Origin of the sequence: Massilia orientalis (assembly GCF_030411975.2) — a bacterium.
In the GTDB taxonomy this organism is placed as follows: Bacteria; Pseudomonadota; Gammaproteobacteria; order Burkholderiales; family Burkholderiaceae_D; genus Telluria; species Telluria orientalis.
The window spans coordinates 1-18,526 of sequence record NZ_JASNRB020000030.1; the positions used below are offsets into that span (position 1 = coordinate 1).

The window sequence follows — 18,526 nt, forward strand, 5'->3', positions numbered from 1 at the left end:
CACCACGCCTTCCAGCTCGCCCTACTTACACTGATCAATTTGGTGCAGGTTGTGAAAATTTGAGGGGAAGGGTCAGGGTCAGAGCCCGTTTTTTGGAAATGTCGTCTTGGACATTGCTTAAATTCGGGCTCTGACCCCGGTTTTAGTCGAACGCCCAGGAGTACAGCACGTCCAGCGCCGTGTTCGTGCCTGTCTGCAGCTGCAGGGTGATGCGCGGGTTGATCTTGTAGCGCACCCGCACGACGCTCGATGCGGTCGCGGCGCCCTGTTCGAAGCTCAGGTACAGGCGCGACGAGATGCGCTTGCCGACCGTGACCACCGTGTTTTCCAGGCCGGACGCCTGGCCCGCGCCCTGGCGCACACCCAGTTCGTCCACGCCCAGCGAGTTCGCCAGCTTGCTCGTGATGCCACCCGTGCCGCCTTTGCCGCCCAGCAGGGCGCCGGCGGCGGCGCTCAGCACGTCGGCTTCGTTGCCCGTCGTCGCTTCCATGCCGTGGCCCAGCACGAGCCACGACAGTTTGTCGCTGTCGGACACGTTCGGCGTCGACACGAGCTTCGCCGTCGGCGACAGCGCCGTGCCGCGCACCTGCACGCCCGCTTCCACGTTCGTCTCGCTCAGCTGCTCGCCGTCGGGACGCTTGCGCACGGCGAGGATGTCCAGCGACGGGTTGTCGTAAGGGCCGCTGAAGGTGATCACGCCGCGCTCGATCGCCAGGCGCTGGCCGTATGCGGCGTACGTGCCGTTGGCGGTACGCACGGTGCCGTTGATGCGCGGCGGGCGGTCGCCCACCTTCAGCACGTGCACGCTGCCGGCCAGGTAGGCGTCGGCGCCCATGCCGCGCAGGTGGAAGTCGTCGCCCAGGTCGGCCGTCAGGTCGATCGTCAGTGGTACCGCCGCTTCCTTCTTCGCCGGCGCGGCTGCGGTGCCGCGGCCCAGGACAATGACGTCGTCCGAGATCGTCGGCCGGTCCTGCGGCGCCAGTTCGACGAGCGCGCGGTCGGCCTTGAAGTTGCCTTCGACGCGGAACTGGCGTGCGTCGCGCACGACGCTGGCCTGGCCGCTGAGGACGACGGTGCGGTCCGGGCGCGACAGCGCTTCCAGCTTGTCCGCGACGAGTTTCAGGTTCATCGTCGCTTCGCCGCCGGCAAAGCGCACGAAGCCGTCCGCCGTCGCGCGGCCGCTGTTGCCCTCCAAGGTCAGGCGCTGCAGCTGCAGCTGGTCGCCGGCGAGCTGGGCGCGCAGCTGGCCGTTGCGCAGGCGGACGCCCTGGTCCGGCCAGCGCACGGCGAGGCCGTCGCCTTCGATGTTGCCGTTCAGCGTCGGCGCGCCGACGGTGCCGGTGCCGTTGACCGCGAGGCGCAGCGCGCCGTCCACTTCCAGGCCCGGCTGGCCGAGCAGCGGCGATACCCACGACAGCGACGCGAGGTTCGCATTGGCCGTCAGTTTCAACGGGCTGTCGTTGTCGACGCGGCCCTGCAGCAGCTGGGCGGTGGCGTCCACGTTGGCCGTGCCGATGCGCGTGCCGTCCAGTGCGAGCTGGCTGCGCAGCGCGCCGCCGGCGACGTCCGCGCGCAGGTCCAGTTGGCGCAAGCCCAGCGCGATCGGCGAGATGTCGCCCGCGATCAAATCTCCCTTTTCGCGGAACACGTGCACGCTGCCCGCGAGCTGCGGCACGGCGCCGGCCGCGGTGGGCGCGCGCAGGTCGATCGCCCATTGCGCGCCGAGCGTCAAATCGCCGCGCACGTTCTGGCGCATCGCGTCCGACGCCTGCGCCAGATAATTCATCGGCACGCCGGTGGCGCTGCCGCGCGTGTTCCAGCGCGGGCCGATTTTCACGAGCGAGTCGATCGTGACGGAACCGGCCGGCAACCGGATCGTCGCGCCGTTGAACGCGATCTGCTCCGGTTTCGCGAGGCCCGCGAGACCGCTGCCAGGCGCGCCCGCGATGCGCAGCGGCGTCGGCGCCGCGAGCGTCATCGCATAGCGCCCGCTGTTCTTCAGCGCGTCGACCGTGCCGTTCCACGTATTGCCCGTCAGGCCGCCGTGCACGGCCAGCGCGGCGTCGAAGCTGTCGCCGCGTGCCGCAGCCTGGATCGTGTGCGCGCCGCGCGTGCCGGTCGACGTGAGGCGCGCGGACGCGATCTTCGTTTCGCTGACGTTGCCCTGCTTGTCGGTCGTCGTGCTCGCGTAATCCGTCACCGACACGTCCAGCGCGAGCGGATCGGCGGCGCCGCGGCCCGAGCCCAGGTTCGCGGTGGCCTTCAACGCCTTCACCGATTGCGTGCCCATCGCGCGGATGTTCTGGCCCTCGATGGCGGCCGTCAGCGACGGCGTGTCCATCGTGCCGGACAAGGTGCCGGACCCGCGCAGCGCGCCGCCGAAGTCCGGGCCCAGCGCGGCCAGTTGCGGTGCGTCGATGCGCCAGTCCAGCGTATCGCGCCCGCTGCCGAACGCGCCCTTCGCGGCGACGACGTTGCCGCCCAGGTGCAGGTCGACGTCGGCGTTCGACACGTGGCGCTTGTCCGCCGCAAGCTTGGCGTGGCCCCACAGCGGCGATTTCGACAAGGTGGAATCCTGCAGCGCCAGGTCGATGGCGCCGCCCATGTTCGCGCCCGTGCGGCCGCTGGCGGTAAAGCCGCCGTTGATGCTGCCGGCCAGCGGCGAGCCGAAGGCGGCCGGGTTCAGGCGCTGCATGTCGCCCTTGGCCGTGACTTCGACGATGCGCGCGCCTTCTTTACCAGAGAGCCAGGCCTCGCCGCTTGCGTGCACGGAGCCATTGTCGTTCTTCCGTTCGCGCGGCACCCAGCCGAGGTTGCGGGCGTCGACCTCGAACGTCGTGCGCGGCGCTTCCATCGTCCCGGTGACGACGCCGCTCGCGAGCACGGCGCCATACAGGTCGCTGCGCAGCGCCGACAGCTGCTTGCCATCGACTTTCCACGCCAGCTTTTCGCCCGGTTTGCCGAACGCGCCGCGCAGGTCGACCGTGTTCTGGCCCAGTGCCAGCGTCGCATCGACGTCATGCACGTGCGTGGCATCCGCATCGAGCTTGCCGCGGCCGGACAGCGGCTGGTCGAACAGCCGGCTCGGACGCACGGCGAAATCGGCCGCGACCTTCCATTGCGGGGCGAGCGCGCCGGCCGCGTTGATCTCGGCATTGATGTCGGCCTGCGGGAACTTGCCGAAGTCGGCCGGGTTGAAGCGGCTCACCACCGCATTCGCCTTGAACGGCTTGTTGTCCTTGAGGTTCGCATTGCCCGTGATCCGCACGCTGCTCTTGCCTGCGGACAGGCGCGCGTCGCGCACGGTGAGCACGTCGCCGGCCAGCGCGGCCTGCGCGGCGAGGCGCAGGCCCGCGTCCGCCAGGTTGACGTCCAGCGTCTGCGTGTCCTTCGTGTTGGCGACCTTGATGTCGCCCGCGATCTTCGTCGGCTTCATGCTGCCGTGGACGTCGTGCAGGTCGAAGCGGTCCGTGTGCAGCGCGAATTCGGCCGTGCCGAGGCCTTGTTCGTCGGGGCCGCGCTGCACGCTGCCGCTGCCCGTGAAGCGGCCGGCGCTGCCCACGTCGATCAGCACGTCGGTGATGCGCATGGCCGTCAGGCTGCCGCCCAGCTGGCCGCGCATCGCCCGCAGCGGCAGACGTTGCTGGTCCAGCGTGCCGACGGCGCCGTCGTTCGTCAGGTTGACGGTACCGGCGATGTTGCGGTTCGGGTCGAGCCGGACCGCCACGGCCAGGTTCAGGTCCGCGCTCGGCAGCGTCGGGCTGAAGAACCCGGGATCGATGTTGTGCGCGTCGAGCGTGAACGCCTGCAGCGGGATGTCGGCGAACGGCGACATCACGATCTGCGCCTTGCCCTGCGCGCGCGCGGCCTGGCCGCTGGCGTCGATGACGGTCTTCTGCAGATCGCCCGACGCGTGCAGTTTCAGCTGCGCGCCCAGGCTCGGCGGCGCCTCGGTCTGCGCCGGCGCCGCCGGCTGCGACTGCGCCAGGCTCGCGTCCGCATCGAGTTTGTACGGCAGCGTGTTCGCGATGCTGCCCTTGGCCGCGACCTGGCCCCAGGGCGTGTTCGCGGATGCGTAGTCGAGCTTCCACTGCGCCTTGTCGCCGTGCACGCGCGCGCGGATGTCGTCGATTTCCGTCGTCGCGCCCTTGTTCACGAAGATGGCTTGCGCCAGGCGCGCATCCTCGACCGCGATCTTGAAGGGCGGCGCGAGGCGCGTGGGCATCGTCGTCGGTTCCGTCGATTCCTTCAGCGTCTCCACGCGCACCACGCGGGCGTACAGCTTGTCGATTTCGACGCCGCGCGACAGGTATTGCCAGGGCTTCCAGTCGATGTCGATATCGTCCGCGGTCGTCACGGACGTCTCGCTGCGGAACACGACGTGGCCGATGTGCATGTGGCCGTACAGCGAGCCGGAGACGCCGGACAGGGTCAGCTTGCCGCCGCTCGCGTTGGCGACGCGCTGGGCGATCATCTGCAACGTGGTCTCGCGGCCGAGGTACCAGACGGCGCCGCCCAGCACGACGCCGACGACGACCACGCCGATGCCGACGCGGCGCGGCCAGCGGCGCACTGGTGCCGGGGTTTGGGGCGTTTGTTGATCGGCTTCCATCAGAACGTGAATCCCAGTGAGAAGTGCAGGCGGACCTTATGGACCGCCTTGCCGTAGGCGACGTCGACGTTGATCGGGCCGACCGGGCTGCGCCAGCGCGCGCCGACGCCGTAGCCGACCTTCGGTTTCAGGTCGGAGAAATTGTCGCCCGCGTTGCCGACGTCGTAGAACACGGCCGCGCCCCACGGCGGCTTGAACCAGTAATCGTATTCGGCGCTGCCGGTGAGCAGGTAGCGGCCGCCCGTGATGGCGGAACCGACCGGCACGCCCAGCTGCTGGTAGCCGTAGCCGCGCACGGACTGGTCGCCGCCGGCGCGGAACAGGAACGTCGACGGCACGCCGTTCTTGTCCTTCGAGCCGACCGCGCCGAATTCGCCGCGCATGATCAGCGTGCCGGACTCGCCGACCGGCTTGTAGACGAGGCCGCGTGTGTAGATGCGCACGAATTTCTCGTCCGTCAGCACGGGCAGGAAGGCGCCGCCGATCTGCGCGTTGACGATGTAGCCGCGCGACGGCTGCACGAGGCTGTCCAGCTTGCGCCTCGTGATCGAGAACGTCAGCGGCACGCTCTTGACACGCGTGGTCGGCAGGTCGTCGATGGTCACCTGTTCGGTCAGCGCTTCCAAGGTGAGCGTCTTTTCCAGCAGCGGCGAACCCCACGCGCGCTTGGCGTGGATGCTCGTCGTGCGCGTGATCTGCCCGTTGGCGTCGAGGCGGTCGTAGCCGGCGCCGAAGCTGTTGTTGTAGCCGCCCGTCGTCGTGGGCAGGTAGAACTCGGCCTTCGCGGCCTGGTGCTTCTGTTCGTACAGCACGTTGCTCTTCATGCGCTTGCCGAATACGTTCAGGTCGTCGTACTCGGCCTGCGTGCGGGCGCCCGTGTTGGTCGAGAAACCGACGCCGAGCGCCACGTTCTTGCGCTTGTTCTCGGTGACGCGCACGAGCACGGGCAAGGTCGCGGGGCCGCTCGGCGGCTGCGGCGTCGCGCCCTCGTTTTCCTTCAGGTCCGCTACCCTCGACGCGATCACGGACGACATGTCGGCGCTCACTTCCACGCTGGCGAAATAGCCCGTGTCCTGCAGGCGGCCCTGCAGCGCCTGCAGCGCGGCCTCGTTGTATTCGTCGCCGGGGCGGATCGTGTTCAGGTTCGTGATCACGCTGGCCGCATAGCGCTGCAGGCCCTCGATCTTGAGGCCGCCGAAGCGCGCGTCCGGGCCGCTGTCGATGACGACCTTCAGCAGTGCGCGGTGCGTGTCCGGATCGACGGTGGCGGAAGAATCGAGCAGCTGCGCGCGCGGGAAGCGCGCTTGCGCCACCTGGCGCACGAGGCCGCGCTTGGCCGCTTCCCAGTCCGCCGTACGGAAGCGCGCACCGACGGGCAGGGTCCAGCGGTTGCGCAGGGCGGCCGCGTCGATCGGGGCGCTGCCCTTGTCGAACGGGACGAAGCCGCGCAACTCGATGTCGACATCGCCCACGACGACCGGCTCGCCGGGTTCGACGTCGACGAGCGCGCGCGGCCTGGCGCCCGACGTGTCGAGGTCGGCGGACACCTTCGGCGTGTAATAGCCTTCCGTGGCGACGAGGGTCTTGACCTGCTCGGGCGTCGTGCGCACGAGGCGCAGCAGCTGTTCCATGTCGAGGCGCGGGTTGCCGCGCCAGCGCATCAGGTCGAGATTGCTTTCCAAAAGGTCGCGCAACTGGCGCGGCGCGTCGATGCGCACGTCGTAATCGATGGCTCTCGAAGGCGCTTCCGGCGCCGGTTGATCCTGCGCGGCCGCGACCGGGACGAGGAATAGCGCGTTCACGGCCAGCACGATTTGTGCCAAAATTCGTGATCGCGCCGGCGCCATCGCCGTGCATGGGTCGGGTCGTGCGGAAATCATGTCGCTCCATTCGTCAATATGCCGGTCACATCTTAACTGATTGTCAAATCGAATGGCGGACGACTCGGCGCCGACGTCAATACAGGAATTCATCATGCACCAACCCGATACCGCCCTCGTCCTGTTCAGCGGAGGACAGGATTCCACCACCTGCCTCGCGTGGGCGCTGGAACGCTACGAGCACGTGGAAACCATCGGCTTCGACTACGGCCAGCGCCACGCGATCGAGCTCGACGTGCGCGCCCCCGTGCTCGCCAGGATGCGCGCGCTGTCCGCGACTTGGGACCAGCGCCTGGGCGAGGATCATTTGATCGACCTGTCGCTGATCTCGCGCATTTCCGACACGGCGCTCACCAGCAACGCCGAGATCCGGATGCAGGCCAACGGCTTGCCGAATACCTTCGTTCCCGGCCGCAACCTGCTGTTCATGACGGTGGCCGCGACGGTCGCGTATCGCCGCAGCCTGAACGTGCTCGTGGGCGGAATGTGCGAGACGGATTTCTCGGGCTACCCGGACTGCCGCGACGACACGATGAAGGCGCTGCAGGTCGCGCTGAACCTGGGCATGGCGACGCGCCTGAAGGTCGAGACGCCGCTGATGTGGATCGACAAGAAGCAGACCTGGCAGCTGGCGGAGCAGTGCGGTGGCGAGGCGCTCGTCGACCTGATCCGCTTCGAGACCCACACCTGCTACCTGGGCGAACGCGGTGCGCCGCACGCGTGGGGCCACGGCTGCGGCAAGTGCCCGGCCTGCGAGCTGCGCGCGCGCGGCTACGAGCAGTATGCGCGGGAGCGCGCGGGTAGCTGATATGCGCCTCGCGCTGCTGACCGACCTGCACGCGAACCGCGAAGCCGTCGAGGCTTGCCTCGCGCACGCGCAGCGCCAGCACGTCGACCAGTACGCGTTCACGGGCGACTTCGTCGGCTACGGCGCCGACCCGGCCTGGGTCGTGCGCACGGTGATGGCGTACGTGGCGCGGGGCGCCGTCGCGGTGCAGGGCAATCATGACTACGCCGTCACGCGGCCGCCATCCGCGCGCATGCATGCGGAAGCGCGCGAAGTCATCGCCTGGACCGGTGGCCAGCTCGATGCGGAACAACTGGCCTTCCTGGCCGCGCTGCCCCTCATCCAACGACACGGCCACGCGTGCTTCGTGCACGCGAGCGCGCATGCGCCCGAGCGGTGGGAATACGTGACAGGGATCGATGAGGCCGAGCGCAGCATCCGCGCCAGCGGCAGCCGCATCGTGTTTTCCGGCCACGTGCATGCGCCCGCACTGTACCGCCGGGCCGACGACGGCCGCATGGGCCGGCACGTGCCGCAGGCGGGAGAAGCGGTCCCGCTGCAGCCGCAGCACCAGTACCTCGTGCTGCCCGGCGCCGTGGGCCAGCCGCGCGACCAGAACAACGCGGCGTGCTATGCGGTGTTCGACGATGCCGCGCGGGAGATCCAGTATTTCAGGGTGCCGTATGACCACGGCGCGGCCGCGCGGAAGGTGATCGCGGCCGGGTTGCCGATCGTGTTCGCGATGCGGCTCGTGGAAGGCATTTAGACGGCTTGCTGCATGTAGCGGTGCTTGCGCGAGCGGCTCACGAAGAACCAGATGATGGCCAACGGCACCAGCAGCGGCAGCAGCAGCGGCGAAATCAGCAGGGCCAGCACGCAGGCGCCTAAAGCCAGGCCGCCGATGACCAGGACGCCCACGCCGGCGAACACCACCGCGAGCACGGCGCCCACGAACAGCATGATCAATCCGGCCAGCAGCATGCCGCCGCCCGCGAAGATGGTCGCCAGCACGGCGCCCAGCGGCCCGCCGATGTCTTCGTCGCCGATCGTGACGACGCTGTCGCCGAACGTGAAGACGTTCCAGACGAGCAGGGCGAACAGGAACAGGATGATGATGGCGGCAGTCTTTTTCATGATGGGTCCTCGGGTTTTTCGTTGATCGGATGGTCGTACTGTATCCATACGTCCCGATGCGCTCCATCTGACTGCGACAAACTGCATTTTTCGAGGGTCGGAGCGTTACAACGAACGACGAACGGCGGACGAACGGCGCTGGCCCAACCAGCGTCGGCTATCCCTCGTCCGCGTCGAACCGGCTGCGCACGTAGTCGATGTGCGTCTGCATCGCCGTGCGCGCTTCTTCCGGGCGCCGCGCGCAGATCGCGTCGCAGACCGTGCGGTGCTGCCACGCCAGGATTTCCGACACCGACTGGTTCAGCTCGCGCAAGCCGTCGACGTTGCGGATGATGTGCTCGCGCATCATCTTCGTGACGCTGCTGTGCAGGTGCAGGAACATGCTGTTGCCCGAGGCCTGGGCGATCGCCTCGTGCAATTCGACGTCGATGCGCGATTCGGCGGCATGGTTGCCGTCCCGGCGCGCCTGGTCCAGCCGCGCCATCGCGCCGCGGATGCGCTCCAGGTCGTCGTCCGTGCCGCGCAGGGCGGCGAAATAGGCGGTGGCGCCTTCCAGCACGCGCCGGAATTCCAGGATGTCTTCGCGCCGCGCGGGGCTGTCGGCGATCAGCTGGCCCCACGGCGACGTCGCGCCCGTGCGCAGCTGGTCCGACACGAACACGCCGCTACGCGGGCGGATGCGCACGAGCCCGCGCGCGCCGAGCTGCTGGATCGCCTCGCGTACCGTGTTGCGCGATACGCCGTAACGCTCGGCCAGCTCGCGCTCCGACGGCAGCTTCGAATTGGCTGGGAAAGTGCCCTCAAGCAATGCCTCTTCAAGTTTGCTGGTGACCGACTTGACCTGTCCCACGACTTCTCCTTCTCTGGCCCAACCAGTTTGTGATGCCCTGAGAATACTGGAAAGATCTGACAACTAAAAGAAAAAAACCAATCCCTTTTGGAGACATTGCATGACTCGCAACGTGTATCTGTTCGGTACGTGTGTGATCGACCTGTTCATGCCGCAGGCCGGGCTCGACGCCGTGCGCGTGCTGGAAGCGGCCGGCGTCACCGTCCACTACCCGCGCGGCCAGAGCTGCTGCGGACAGCCCGCCTGGAGCAGCGGTAATCCGGACGAGGCGCGCGCCGTCGCCCGCGCCCAGCTGGACCTGTTTCCCGAGCCCTGGCCCATCGTCGTCCCCTCCGGCTCGTGCGCGGGCATGATGCGCAAGCACTGGCCCGAACTGTTCCGCGACGATCCCGTCCTCGGCGCACAGGCGCAGGCCGTGGCGGAGCGCGTCTACGAATTTGGCGCGTTCCTGCTGCACGTGCTGGAGTGGACCATGCCGGCCGGAGCACCCATCGTGTCCGAGGACGTCGTCCTGCACACCTCCTGTTCCGCGCGCCGCGAGATGGGCACGCGGGCCCACGGCGTGGCGCTGGTCGACGCGGTGCCCGGCGTGACGCGCGTGGAGCACGAGCGCGAATCCGAATGCTGCGGCTTCGGCGGCTCGTTCTCGATCAAGCATGCGGACATTTCCGGCGCCATGGTCACGGACAAGGTCGCATCCATGCGCGCGACGGGCTGCCGCCGCGTCGTGTCGGCCGATTGCGCCTGCCTGCTCAACATCGGCCACGCCGCGCGCTACCTGCGCGCGCCGCTCGCCGTCGAACATCTGGCCAGCTTCCTGTGGCGCCGAATCGGCGGCGCGGGAGAACAGGCATGAACGCGCGCGACCGCATCCTGGGCCGCCTGCGTGCCGCCGCTCCGCATGGTGCCGACACCCACGATCTCGAACACCGCATCGACGCCCATTTCGACGCGCGCCGCGACGAAGAGTCGCCCCACGTTCTCGCGCAGCGCATGCAGGCCGCGCTGGAGGCCGTGCGCGCGCAGGCGTGGTGCGCGCGGGCCGACGAATGGCCCGCGCTGCTGGCGCAACGCATCGTCGACGCCGGCGTGCGCCGCATCCTCGTCGACAGCGCGAGCGCCGAAGGCCGCGCGCTGCGTGCCGCGCTGCCCCCGAGCGTCGAACCGCTCGCCTTCGACCGTCCGCTGGAAGACTGGAAAGGAGAACTGTTCGGCACCGTCGATGCCGGCTTCACGGTCGCCCGTTCCGGCATCGCCGTCACCGGCACGCTGGTGCTGGCGCCGGATACGGATTGTCCCCGCACCGTGTCGCTGGTGCCGCCGCTGCACATCGCGCTCGTCCACGCGCACACCCTGCACGCCGACCTGCACCAGGCGCTGCACGCGGAGCGCTGGCAGGACGGCATGCCGACCAACCTCGTGCTGGCGACCGGACCCTCCCGCACGTCCGACATCCAGCAGACCCTGGCCTTCGGCGCGCACGGTCCGCGCTGGACGTGGGTCGTCATCGTCACCGGGGAGCCGGCATGACCACGTCCCCCTTGCAGTTCGTCCCGCCCCAGGACTTCCACGCGCGCAGCCGCGCGGCGCTGGACGACGTCCAGCTGCGCCAGAGTTTCAAGGGCGCGATGACCTTTTTGCAGGACAAGCGCCGCAGCCAGTTCGGCGACGACGACGAACTCCAGCGCCTGCGCGACCTCGGCGAAGCGGTGCGCAAGAACGCGCTCGCCAAACTGCCCGCGCTGCTGGAACGGCTGGAAGCGAAGCTGACGGCGGCCGGCGCCACGGTCCACTGGGCGGCATCGCCCGAGGAAGCGAATGCGATCATCCACGGCATCGCCACCGCGCGCGGCGCGCACAGCATCGTCAAGGGCAAGTCGATGGCGAGCGAGGAGATCGAGCTCAATCACTACCTCGAAGCGCGCGGCGTCAAGTGCCTGGAGTCCGATATGGGCGAGTACATCGTCCAGCTGGCGGGCGAAAAGCCGTCGCACATCGTGATGCCGGCGATTCACAAGACCCGCGCCGACATCGGCGCGCTGTTCGCCGAGCACATTCCGGACACGGAATACACGGAAGACGTCGACCGCCTGATCCAGACCGGGCGGCACACGTTGCGCAACGCGTTCGTCGAGGCCGACATCGGCCTGTCGGGCGTGAACTTCGCCGCCGCCGACACGGGCACGCTATGGCTCGTCGAGAACGAGGGCAATGGCCGCCTGTCGACCACCGTGCCGGACGTGCACATCGCCATCATGGGCATCGAGAAGGTCGTGGAGAAGCTGGAGCACATCGTGCCGCTCGCGAGCCTGCTGACGCGCTCCGCGACGGGGCAGGCCGTCACCACGTACTTCAACCTGATCTCGGGCCCGCGCCGCGCGAATGAACTGGACGGGCCGCGCGAGCTGCACCTCGTCCTGCTCGACAACGGCCGCACGCAAGCCTACGCCGACGAGGAGCTGCGGGCCACGCTGCAATGCATCCGCTGCGGCGCGTGCATGAACCATTGCCCCGTCTACGGCCGCATCGGCGGCCATGCGTACGGCACGACGTATCCCGGGCCGATCGGCGCGATCCTGTCGCCGCACCTGCTGGGCCTGGAGTCCACGGCGGACCTGGCCACCGCATCGAGCCTGTGCGGCGCGTGCGGTGACGTCTGCCCCGTGCGCATCCCGATCCCGCAACTGCTCGTGCGCCTGCGCACGGAAGCGAACCGCGATCCCGACGCCGAGGTCGAACATCCGCTGCGCGGGCAGGGCGCCAAGTACAGCCGCGGCGAGCGCCTCGTCTGGCGCTTCTGGCGCGGCGCGTTCGGCCGGCCCGGCGTCTACCGCATGTTCCGCTGGGCGGCCACGCGCCTGCGTGTGTTGGCGCCGACGCAGCAACTGGGCTGGACAAAATACAGAACCCCCCTCAAGCCCGCACCGCGCAGCCTGGCCGACCTGCTGCGCGACAAGAATCAGGCCCAATAAGAATTCAATCAATCAAGGAGACTTAGATGGTATGGCAACAGGTTTATGATCCGTTCGGCAGCATGGTCCTATCGACCCTGCTAGCCGCGATCCCCGTGGTGGTGATGCTCGCCGCGCTCGGCTTCTTCCACATCAAGGCACATATCGCGGCCGCGCTCGGCCTGGCCGCGGCCTTTTGCGTGGCCGTCTTCGCTTACTCCATGCCGGCCGCGATGGCGGGCAAGGCCGCGCTGCTGGGCGGCTTCACCGGCCTGCTGCCCATCGGCTGGATCGTCCTGAACATCATCTTCCTGCAGCAGCTGTGCGAACAGAACGGCAGCTTCAAGGTGCTGCAGGCCTCGCTGTCCGGCATCACCAACGACCGCCGCCTGCAACTGCTGCTGATCGCGTTCTGCTTCGGCGCGTTCTTCGAGGGCGCGGCGGGCTTCGGCACGCCGGTCGCGGTCACGGCCGGCATCCTGATCGGGCTCGGGTTCTCGCCGCTGGCCGCATCGGGCCTGTCGCTGATCGCGAACACGGCGCCGGTCGCATTCGGTGCGCTCGGTTCGCCCGTGATCACCTTGGCCAAGGTGCACGGCTACGACCTGATGGAAGTGACCGCGATGATCGGCCGCCAGCTGCCGTTCTTCTCGCTGCTCGTGCCGTTCTGGCTGATCTGGGCGTTCGCCGGCCGCAAGGCCATGTGGGACATCTGGCCCGCGATCCTCGTGACGGGCCTGTCGTTCGCGATCCCGCAATTCCTCGTGTCGAACTTCATCGGTCCGGAACTGGTGGACATCATCGCGGCCCTCGTGTCGATGGCGTCGCTGATCCTGTTCCTGCGCGTGTGGCAGCCGAAGACCGTGTGGACGTCGGCCAGCCTGAAGGGCCGCGAGGCGGAGACCGCCCGGCCCGCGGACAGCGTCGGCAAGTACACGCGCGCGGAACTCGTGCGCGCCTGGACGCCGTGGCTCATCCTGACCGTGTTCGTCTTCATCTGGGGCCTGCCGCCGGTGAAAGCGTATTTCAACACGCTGTTCGCGCCGAAATTCCCGATGGATGGCCTGCATAACCTGGTGATGCGCGTGCCGCCGGTGGTACCGCACGCCGAGCCGGAAGCGGCCGTCTACGTGTTCAACCTGCTGTCGGCGACGGGCACCGGCATCCTGCTGTCGGCCATCGTCGGCGCGCTGTTCATGCACTACAGCCTGGGCGCGATCGTGCGCACGTTCTGCCGCACCCTGTGGCTCGTGCGCTACTCGCTGCTGACCATCGTGCTGATGCTGGCCCTGGGCACGCTCACGCGCTACTCCGGCACCGACACGACCCTGGGTCTCGCTTTCGCCAACACCGGCGCGCTGTACCCGTTCTTCGGCACCCTCATGGGCTGGCTCGGCGTGGCGATGACGGGTTCCGACACCGCGTCGAACGTGCTGTTCGGCGGCATGCAGAAGGTGGCGGCGGAGCAGCTCGGCCTGGCCCCGAACCTGATGGGCGCCGCGAACAGTTCCGGTGGCGTCATGGGCAAGATGATCGATGCCCAGTCCATCGTCGTCGCCTCCACGGCCACGCGCTGGATCAACCATGAAGGCGACATCCTGCGCTTCGTCTTCTTCCATTCCTTCGCACTGGCCGTGCTGGTCGGTGTCATGGTCACGCTGCAGGCGTATGTGTGGCCGTTCACGTTGCTGGTGATCCGATGAATTCTGCTGTCGCCGCGCTGCGCGCCGTGCTGCCCGACCGCTGTATCCTTGCCAACGACGAGGAGACGCGCCCCTACGAATGCGACGGCCTCGCCGCCTACCGCCAGATGCCGATGATCGTGCTGCTGCCGGAGAACGAGGCGCAGATCATGGCCGCCATCGCCGTGTGCCGGCAATTGAACCTGCCGATCGTGCCGCGCGGCGCCGGCACCGGCCTGTCCGGCGGAGCTCTGCCGATCGCTGGGGGCGTCGTGCTGTCGACGGCGCGCCTGAACCGGATCGTGAAACTCGATCCGACCGCCCGCACGGCCGTCGTGCAGCCCGGCGTGCGCAATCTCGCGATCTCGGAAGCGGCCGCGCCGCACGGGCTGTATTACGCGCCCGACCCGTCGTCGCAGATCGCGTGCACGATCGGCGGCAACGTGGCCGAGAACTCCGGCGGCGTGCACTGCCTGAAATACGGTCTCACCGTGCACAACGTGCTGCGCGTGCGGATGGTGACGACGGACGGCGAGATCGTCGAGCTGGGCAGCGAGGCGCTGGATGCGCCGGGCCTCGACCTGCTGGCGGTCGCCATCGGGTCGGAAGGCATGCTCGGCGTCGTGACCGAGGTGACGGTGAAACTGGTGCCGAAGCCGCGCGTGGCGCGCGTCGTGATGGCGTCGTTCGACGACATCGTGAAGGCCGGCGATGCCGTCGCCAACGTGATCGCGGCCGGCATCATCCCGGCCGGCCTGGAAATGATGGACCGGCTGTCGACGCAGGTCGCGGAGGAATTCGTGCACGCGGGTTACGACACGCAGGCTGCCGCCGTGCTGCTGTGCGAATCCGACGGCATCCCCGAGGAAGTCGAGGAGGAGATCGCGCGCATGAGCGAGGTGCTGAGCGAGTGCGGCGCGACGGCGCTGGCCGTGTCGCGGGACGAGGCGGAGCGCCTGCGTTTCTGGTCCGGCCGCAAGAACGCGTTCCCGGCCGTCGGCCGCATCTCGCCGGACTATTACTGCATGGACGGCACGATCCCGCGCAAGCACCTCGCCCATGTGCTGCAGCGGATCGAGGCGATGGAACAGAAGTATGGCCTGCGCTGCGCGAACGTGTTCCACGCCGGCGACGGCAACCTGCACCCGCTCATCATGTTCGATGCGAACGTGCCGGGCGAATTCCACCGCGCGGAGCAGTTCGGCGCCGACATCCTCGAGCTGTGCGTCGAAGTGGGCGGCACGATCACGGGCGAACACGGCGTCGGCATCGAGAAGATCAATTCGATGTGCGTGCAGTTCTCGCGCGCCGAGCTGGATGCGTTCCTCGCGGTGAAGCGCGCCTTCGATCCGGCCGGCATCCTCAATCCCGACAAGGCGATTCCGACCCTGCACCGCTGCGCCGAATACGGCCGCATGCACGTGCGCCACGGGCGGATGCCGTTTTCCAACCTGCCGCGCTTTTGAAGATGGATACGACCTTACAAGACTTCGCCGACCGGATCGGTCATGCCACCGCCACCAGGTCCCCGCTGCGCATCCGCGGCGGTGGCAGCAAGGACTGGTACGGGCAGGACGTGCAGGGCACGGTGCTCGATACGACGCCGTATCGCGGCATCACCGACTACGAGCCGACCGAACTCGTGATCACGGCCCGTTGCGGCACGCCGCTGGCCGAGATCGAGGCGCACCTGGCGCAGCACGGCCAGATGCTCGCGTTCGAGCCGCCGCACTTCGGTCCTGGCGCGACGATCGGCGGCACCGTGGCCGCCGGGTTGTCCGGCCCGCGCCGCCAGGCCGCCGGCGCCGTGCGCGATTTCGTGCTCGGGGCCGTGCTGGTGGACGGGAAGGGAGAGACGCTGCACTTCGGCGGCAAGGTGATGAAGAACGTGGCGGGCTACGACGTGTCGCGCCTGCTGGCCGGATCGCTGGGCGTGTTCGGCCTGATCGCCGAGGTGTCGCTGAAGGTGCTGCCGCAGCCCGTCGCCGAATGCACGGTGCGGCTGCACATGAACGAGGACGAGGCGCTGCGCCGGCTGAACGCATGGGGCGGCCAGCCGTTGCCCGTCTCGGCCTCCAGCTGGCACGACGGCGTGCTGGCGGTGCGCCTGTCGGGCGCGCGGTCGGCCGTCGATGCGGCGCGCAAGCGCATCGGTGGCGAGCTGCTGGACGATGCCGACGGCTGGTGGCGCGCGCTGCGCGAGCATGACGGCGCGTTCTTCGCGGACGCCGGCAGCCTGTGGCGCCTGTCCCTGCCGACGGTTGCGCCACCGCTGGCGCTGCCGGGTACCCAATTGATCGAATGGGGCGGCGCGCAGCGCTGGCTCCGGACGGATGCCGATGCGGCCACCGTGCGCGCGGCCGCGGACCAGGCCGGCGGCCACGCGACGCTGTTCCGTGGCGGCGACCGTCAAGCGGGGGTGTTCCAGCCGCTGGCGCCCGCCGTCCTCGCGATCCACCGCCAACTCAAGAATGTGTTCGACCCGGCCGGGGTGTTCAACCGCGGCCGCATGTACAAGGATTTATAGCCGTGCAAACCAATCTCGCCGATTTCATCCGGGGCACGCGCGACGGCGACGAGGCCGACGCGATCCTGCGCAAATGCGTGCATTGCGGCTTCTGTACCGCCACGTGCCCGACCTATCAACTGTCCGGCGATGAGCTGGAAGGCCCGCGCGGCCGCATCTACCTGATCAAGCAGGTGCTCGAAGGCCGGCCCGCCACCGATAAGACCCAGGCCCACCTGGACCACTGCCTCACGTGCCGCAACTGCGAATCGACCTGTCCGTCCGGCGTGCAGTACGGACGGCTGGCCGACATCGGCCGGCGCGTCGTCGAACAGCAGGTCGCGCGGCCCGCACGCCAGCGCATGCTGCGCATGCTGCTGAAGGAGACCCTGCCGCGCCGCTGGCTGTTCACGCCGGCGCTGAAGGCGGGGCAGGCGGTGCGGCCGCTGCTGCCGCAGGCATTGAAGGACAAGGTGCCGGCGCGGCAAAGCGCGGGCGTGTGGCCGCGCACCGAGCACGCGCACAAGATGCTGTTTCTCGAAGGCTGCGTGCAGCCGGCGATGTCGCCGAACATCAATGCGGCGACGGCGCGCGTGTTCGATGCCGTCGGCGTGCAGATCGTCGCGGCCAACCGGGCCGGCTGCTGCGGCGCCATCCGCTGGCACATGAACGATGCGGACGGCGGCCGCGCCGACATGCGCCGCAATATCGACGCATGGTGGCCGTACCTGGAGCAGGGGATAACGACTATCCTGATCAACGCGTCCGGCTGCGGCGCGATGATCAAGGAATACGGTCATGCGCTGGCCGACGACCCGGCCTACGCGGCGAAGGCGGCGCGCGTCTCGGCCGCGGCGAAGGACGTCAGCGAAGTGCTGCCCGAGTTCGAGGCCAGGTTGCGGGCGAAGCTGCGCAAACGGGAGACCGGAGAGCGCGTTGCGTATCACCCGCCGTGCACGCTGCAGCACGGCCAGAAGATCCGCGGCAAGGTCGAGGACCTGCTGCGCGCGGCCGGCGTCGACGTGCGGCTGTGCGCGGACAGTCACCTGTGCTGCGGCTCGGCCGGCACGTATTCGGTGCTGCACAAGGAGGTGTCGCTGCGCCTGCGCGACGACAAGCTGGCGCGGCTGGAAGCGACGGCACCGGAACGCATCGTGTCCGCCAACATCGGTTGCATCACGCACCTGCAGTCGGGGACGGACGTGCCGGTGGAGCACTGGGTCGAACTGCTCGATCGCGCGCTGCAGTAAGGAAAAAAGTGGCCGGAAATCAAGCCTTGCAATGCTGGACTCGAGGTCTATACTGACAGCCTGCTCTGTTTGCAGGAGGCATTCCATGCAGTGTATCCAGTACGCCGCCGGCCACAAGAACCCGCCATCGGCACCGCCGGCGATTCCACCGATCATCATCAACCCATTCAAGAGCCAGATCCCATCGCCGGCGATCGACCCGCGCAACACGCCGCCCGGCCCACCCATCGTGCCGCCCCGCGGCCCCGACCTGCGCATCATCTAGCGGTACGGAAGCGACGCTTGTCCAGTGCGCCGTGAACGCCTATGATCTTGCTTCTGGGCGCATGCCCGCACGACCGAGAAAGCAAGAATGAACGACGACATCCCAGACCACGACGATGATGCTCCCGTGCAGGAGCCCCGTCTGTGGCAGGGCAACGGCTGGACCGCACGCGTCATCAAGAACGAAGACGACGACGGCTGGGCCGTGGCCATGTACAAGGACGGTGAATCCGAGCCTGCCCTCGTCGGCCCCTGGACCATGGGCCGCGACAAGAAAAACCCGAAGCCGCTCGATACGCCGGCGTTCCACACGCTCGTCAAGACGGCGTCCGAAGTGATCCGCCGCCACGAGCAGCAGTTGCACGCGCAATTGCACAAGAGCACCGTCGTCTCGACCGCCGACGGGGAACTGAAGGTGACCCTGGACATCGTCCCGGACGAGGACAACCCGTATGCGCTGCTGAGCGCGTTCGACGAGATGGGCGAGCGCGTGGCGCAGGTGCGCGTGCGTCCCGATTTCAAGTTGTCGCCGTCGTCCGCGTCCACCTGGGTCGAGAACGAGTTTCGCGCGCCCCGGTAAGGCATTTTCGCGACACAACCCCCGCAGAGA

At 68.4% G+C, this 18,526-nt stretch carries 15 protein-coding genes; 11 read left to right on the top strand and 4 right to left on the bottom strand.

Annotation, left to right across the window (positions count from 1 at the left end; genetic code table 11):
* Positions 1–142 precede the first annotated feature (142 nt).
* Positions 143–4,612: a translocation/assembly module TamB domain-containing protein gene (locus tag QPK29_RS29820; protein ID WP_371772053.1), complete on the bottom strand. Its 4,470-nt coding sequence runs from the start codon at positions 4,610–4,612 to the stop codon at positions 143–145.
* A complete protein-coding gene (locus tag QPK29_RS29825) occupies positions 4,612–6,492 on the bottom strand; it encodes an autotransporter assembly complex protein TamA (protein WP_371772052.1) in 1,881 nt (626 codons plus the stop codon). Before QPK29_RS29825 ends, QPK29_RS29820 begins: the two co-directional genes overlap by 1 nt.
* Positions 6,493–6,586: 94 nt before the next feature.
* Here QPK29_RS29825 and queC point away from each other — a divergent pair, with 94 nt between their 5' ends.
* Positions 6,587–7,300, top strand: coding sequence for a 7-cyano-7-deazaguanine synthase QueC (gene queC / locus QPK29_RS29830; RefSeq protein WP_371772051.1), 714 nt, complete (start codon positions 6,587–6,589; stop codon positions 7,298–7,300).
* A gap of 1 nt (position 7,301) precedes the next feature.
* Positions 7,302–8,045 (top strand): metallophosphoesterase family protein, encoded by a 744-nt coding sequence (locus QPK29_RS29835; protein WP_371772050.1) that lies wholly within the window; start codon positions 7,302–7,304, stop codon positions 8,043–8,045.
* On the opposite strand, the gene QPK29_RS29840 is transcribed toward QPK29_RS29835, so the two are convergent.
* Positions 8,042–8,413: a hypothetical protein gene (locus tag QPK29_RS29840; RefSeq protein WP_056126807.1), complete on the bottom strand. Its 372-nt coding sequence runs from the start codon at positions 8,411–8,413 to the stop codon at positions 8,042–8,044. The two genes, QPK29_RS29835 and QPK29_RS29840, sit on opposite strands and share 4 nt — an antisense overlap.
* 157 nt (positions 8,414–8,570) lie before the next feature.
* The gene (locus tag QPK29_RS29845; protein WP_371772049.1) at positions 8,571–9,263 is read right to left on the bottom strand and encodes a FadR/GntR family transcriptional regulator; all 693 of its coding nucleotides are present in this window, start codon (positions 9,261–9,263) and stop codon (positions 8,571–8,573) included.
* A gap of 100 nt (positions 9,264–9,363) precedes the next feature.
* On the opposite strand from QPK29_RS29845, the gene QPK29_RS29850 reads away from it, so the two are divergent.
* From QPK29_RS29850 to QPK29_RS29890, 9 genes are all read left to right on the top strand, one after another.
* The gene (locus QPK29_RS29850) at positions 9,364–10,119 is read left to right on the top strand and encodes a (Fe-S)-binding protein (protein ID WP_371772048.1); all 756 of its coding nucleotides are present in this window, start codon (positions 9,364–9,366) and stop codon (positions 10,117–10,119) included.
* Positions 10,116–10,793: a LutC/YkgG family protein gene (locus QPK29_RS29855; RefSeq protein WP_371772047.1), complete on the top strand. Its 678-nt coding sequence runs from the start codon at positions 10,116–10,118 to the stop codon at positions 10,791–10,793. The genes QPK29_RS29850 and QPK29_RS29855 overlap by 4 nt, the downstream gene beginning before the upstream one ends.
* The gene (locus QPK29_RS29860; RefSeq protein ID WP_371772046.1) at positions 10,790–12,235 is read left to right on the top strand and encodes a LutB/LldF family L-lactate oxidation iron-sulfur protein; all 1,446 of its coding nucleotides are present in this window, start codon (positions 10,790–10,792) and stop codon (positions 12,233–12,235) included. The genes QPK29_RS29855 and QPK29_RS29860 overlap by 4 nt, the downstream gene beginning before the upstream one ends.
* Positions 12,236–12,261: 26 nt before the next feature.
* Entirely contained in the window at positions 12,262–13,917 is a 1,656-nt protein-coding gene (locus QPK29_RS29865; RefSeq protein ID WP_371772045.1) for an L-lactate permease, read from the top strand.
* Positions 13,914–15,362: an FAD-linked oxidase C-terminal domain-containing protein gene (locus QPK29_RS29870; RefSeq protein WP_371772044.1), complete on the top strand. Its 1,449-nt coding sequence runs from the start codon at positions 13,914–13,916 to the stop codon at positions 15,360–15,362. The genes QPK29_RS29865 and QPK29_RS29870 overlap by 4 nt, the downstream gene beginning before the upstream one ends.
* Before the next feature lie 2 nt (positions 15,363–15,364).
* Positions 15,365–16,423: a glycolate oxidase subunit GlcE gene (glcE, locus tag QPK29_RS29875; protein WP_371772043.1), complete on the top strand. Its 1,059-nt coding sequence runs from the start codon at positions 15,365–15,367 to the stop codon at positions 16,421–16,423.
* A gap of 2 nt (positions 16,424–16,425) precedes the next feature.
* The gene (glcF, locus tag QPK29_RS29880; RefSeq protein WP_371772042.1) at positions 16,426–17,652 is read left to right on the top strand and encodes a glycolate oxidase subunit GlcF; all 1,227 of its coding nucleotides are present in this window, start codon (positions 16,426–16,428) and stop codon (positions 17,650–17,652) included.
* Positions 17,653–17,737: 85 nt separating this feature from the next.
* On the top strand, positions 17,738–17,917 hold the full coding sequence (locus QPK29_RS29885) for a hypothetical protein (protein ID WP_056126816.1): 180 nt from the start codon (positions 17,738–17,740) through the stop codon (positions 17,915–17,917).
* Positions 17,918–18,004: 87 nt separating this feature from the next.
* Positions 18,005–18,496: a hypothetical protein gene (locus QPK29_RS29890; RefSeq protein WP_056126817.1), complete on the top strand. Its 492-nt coding sequence runs from the start codon at positions 18,005–18,007 to the stop codon at positions 18,494–18,496.
* Positions 18,497–18,526 lie beyond the last annotated feature (30 nt).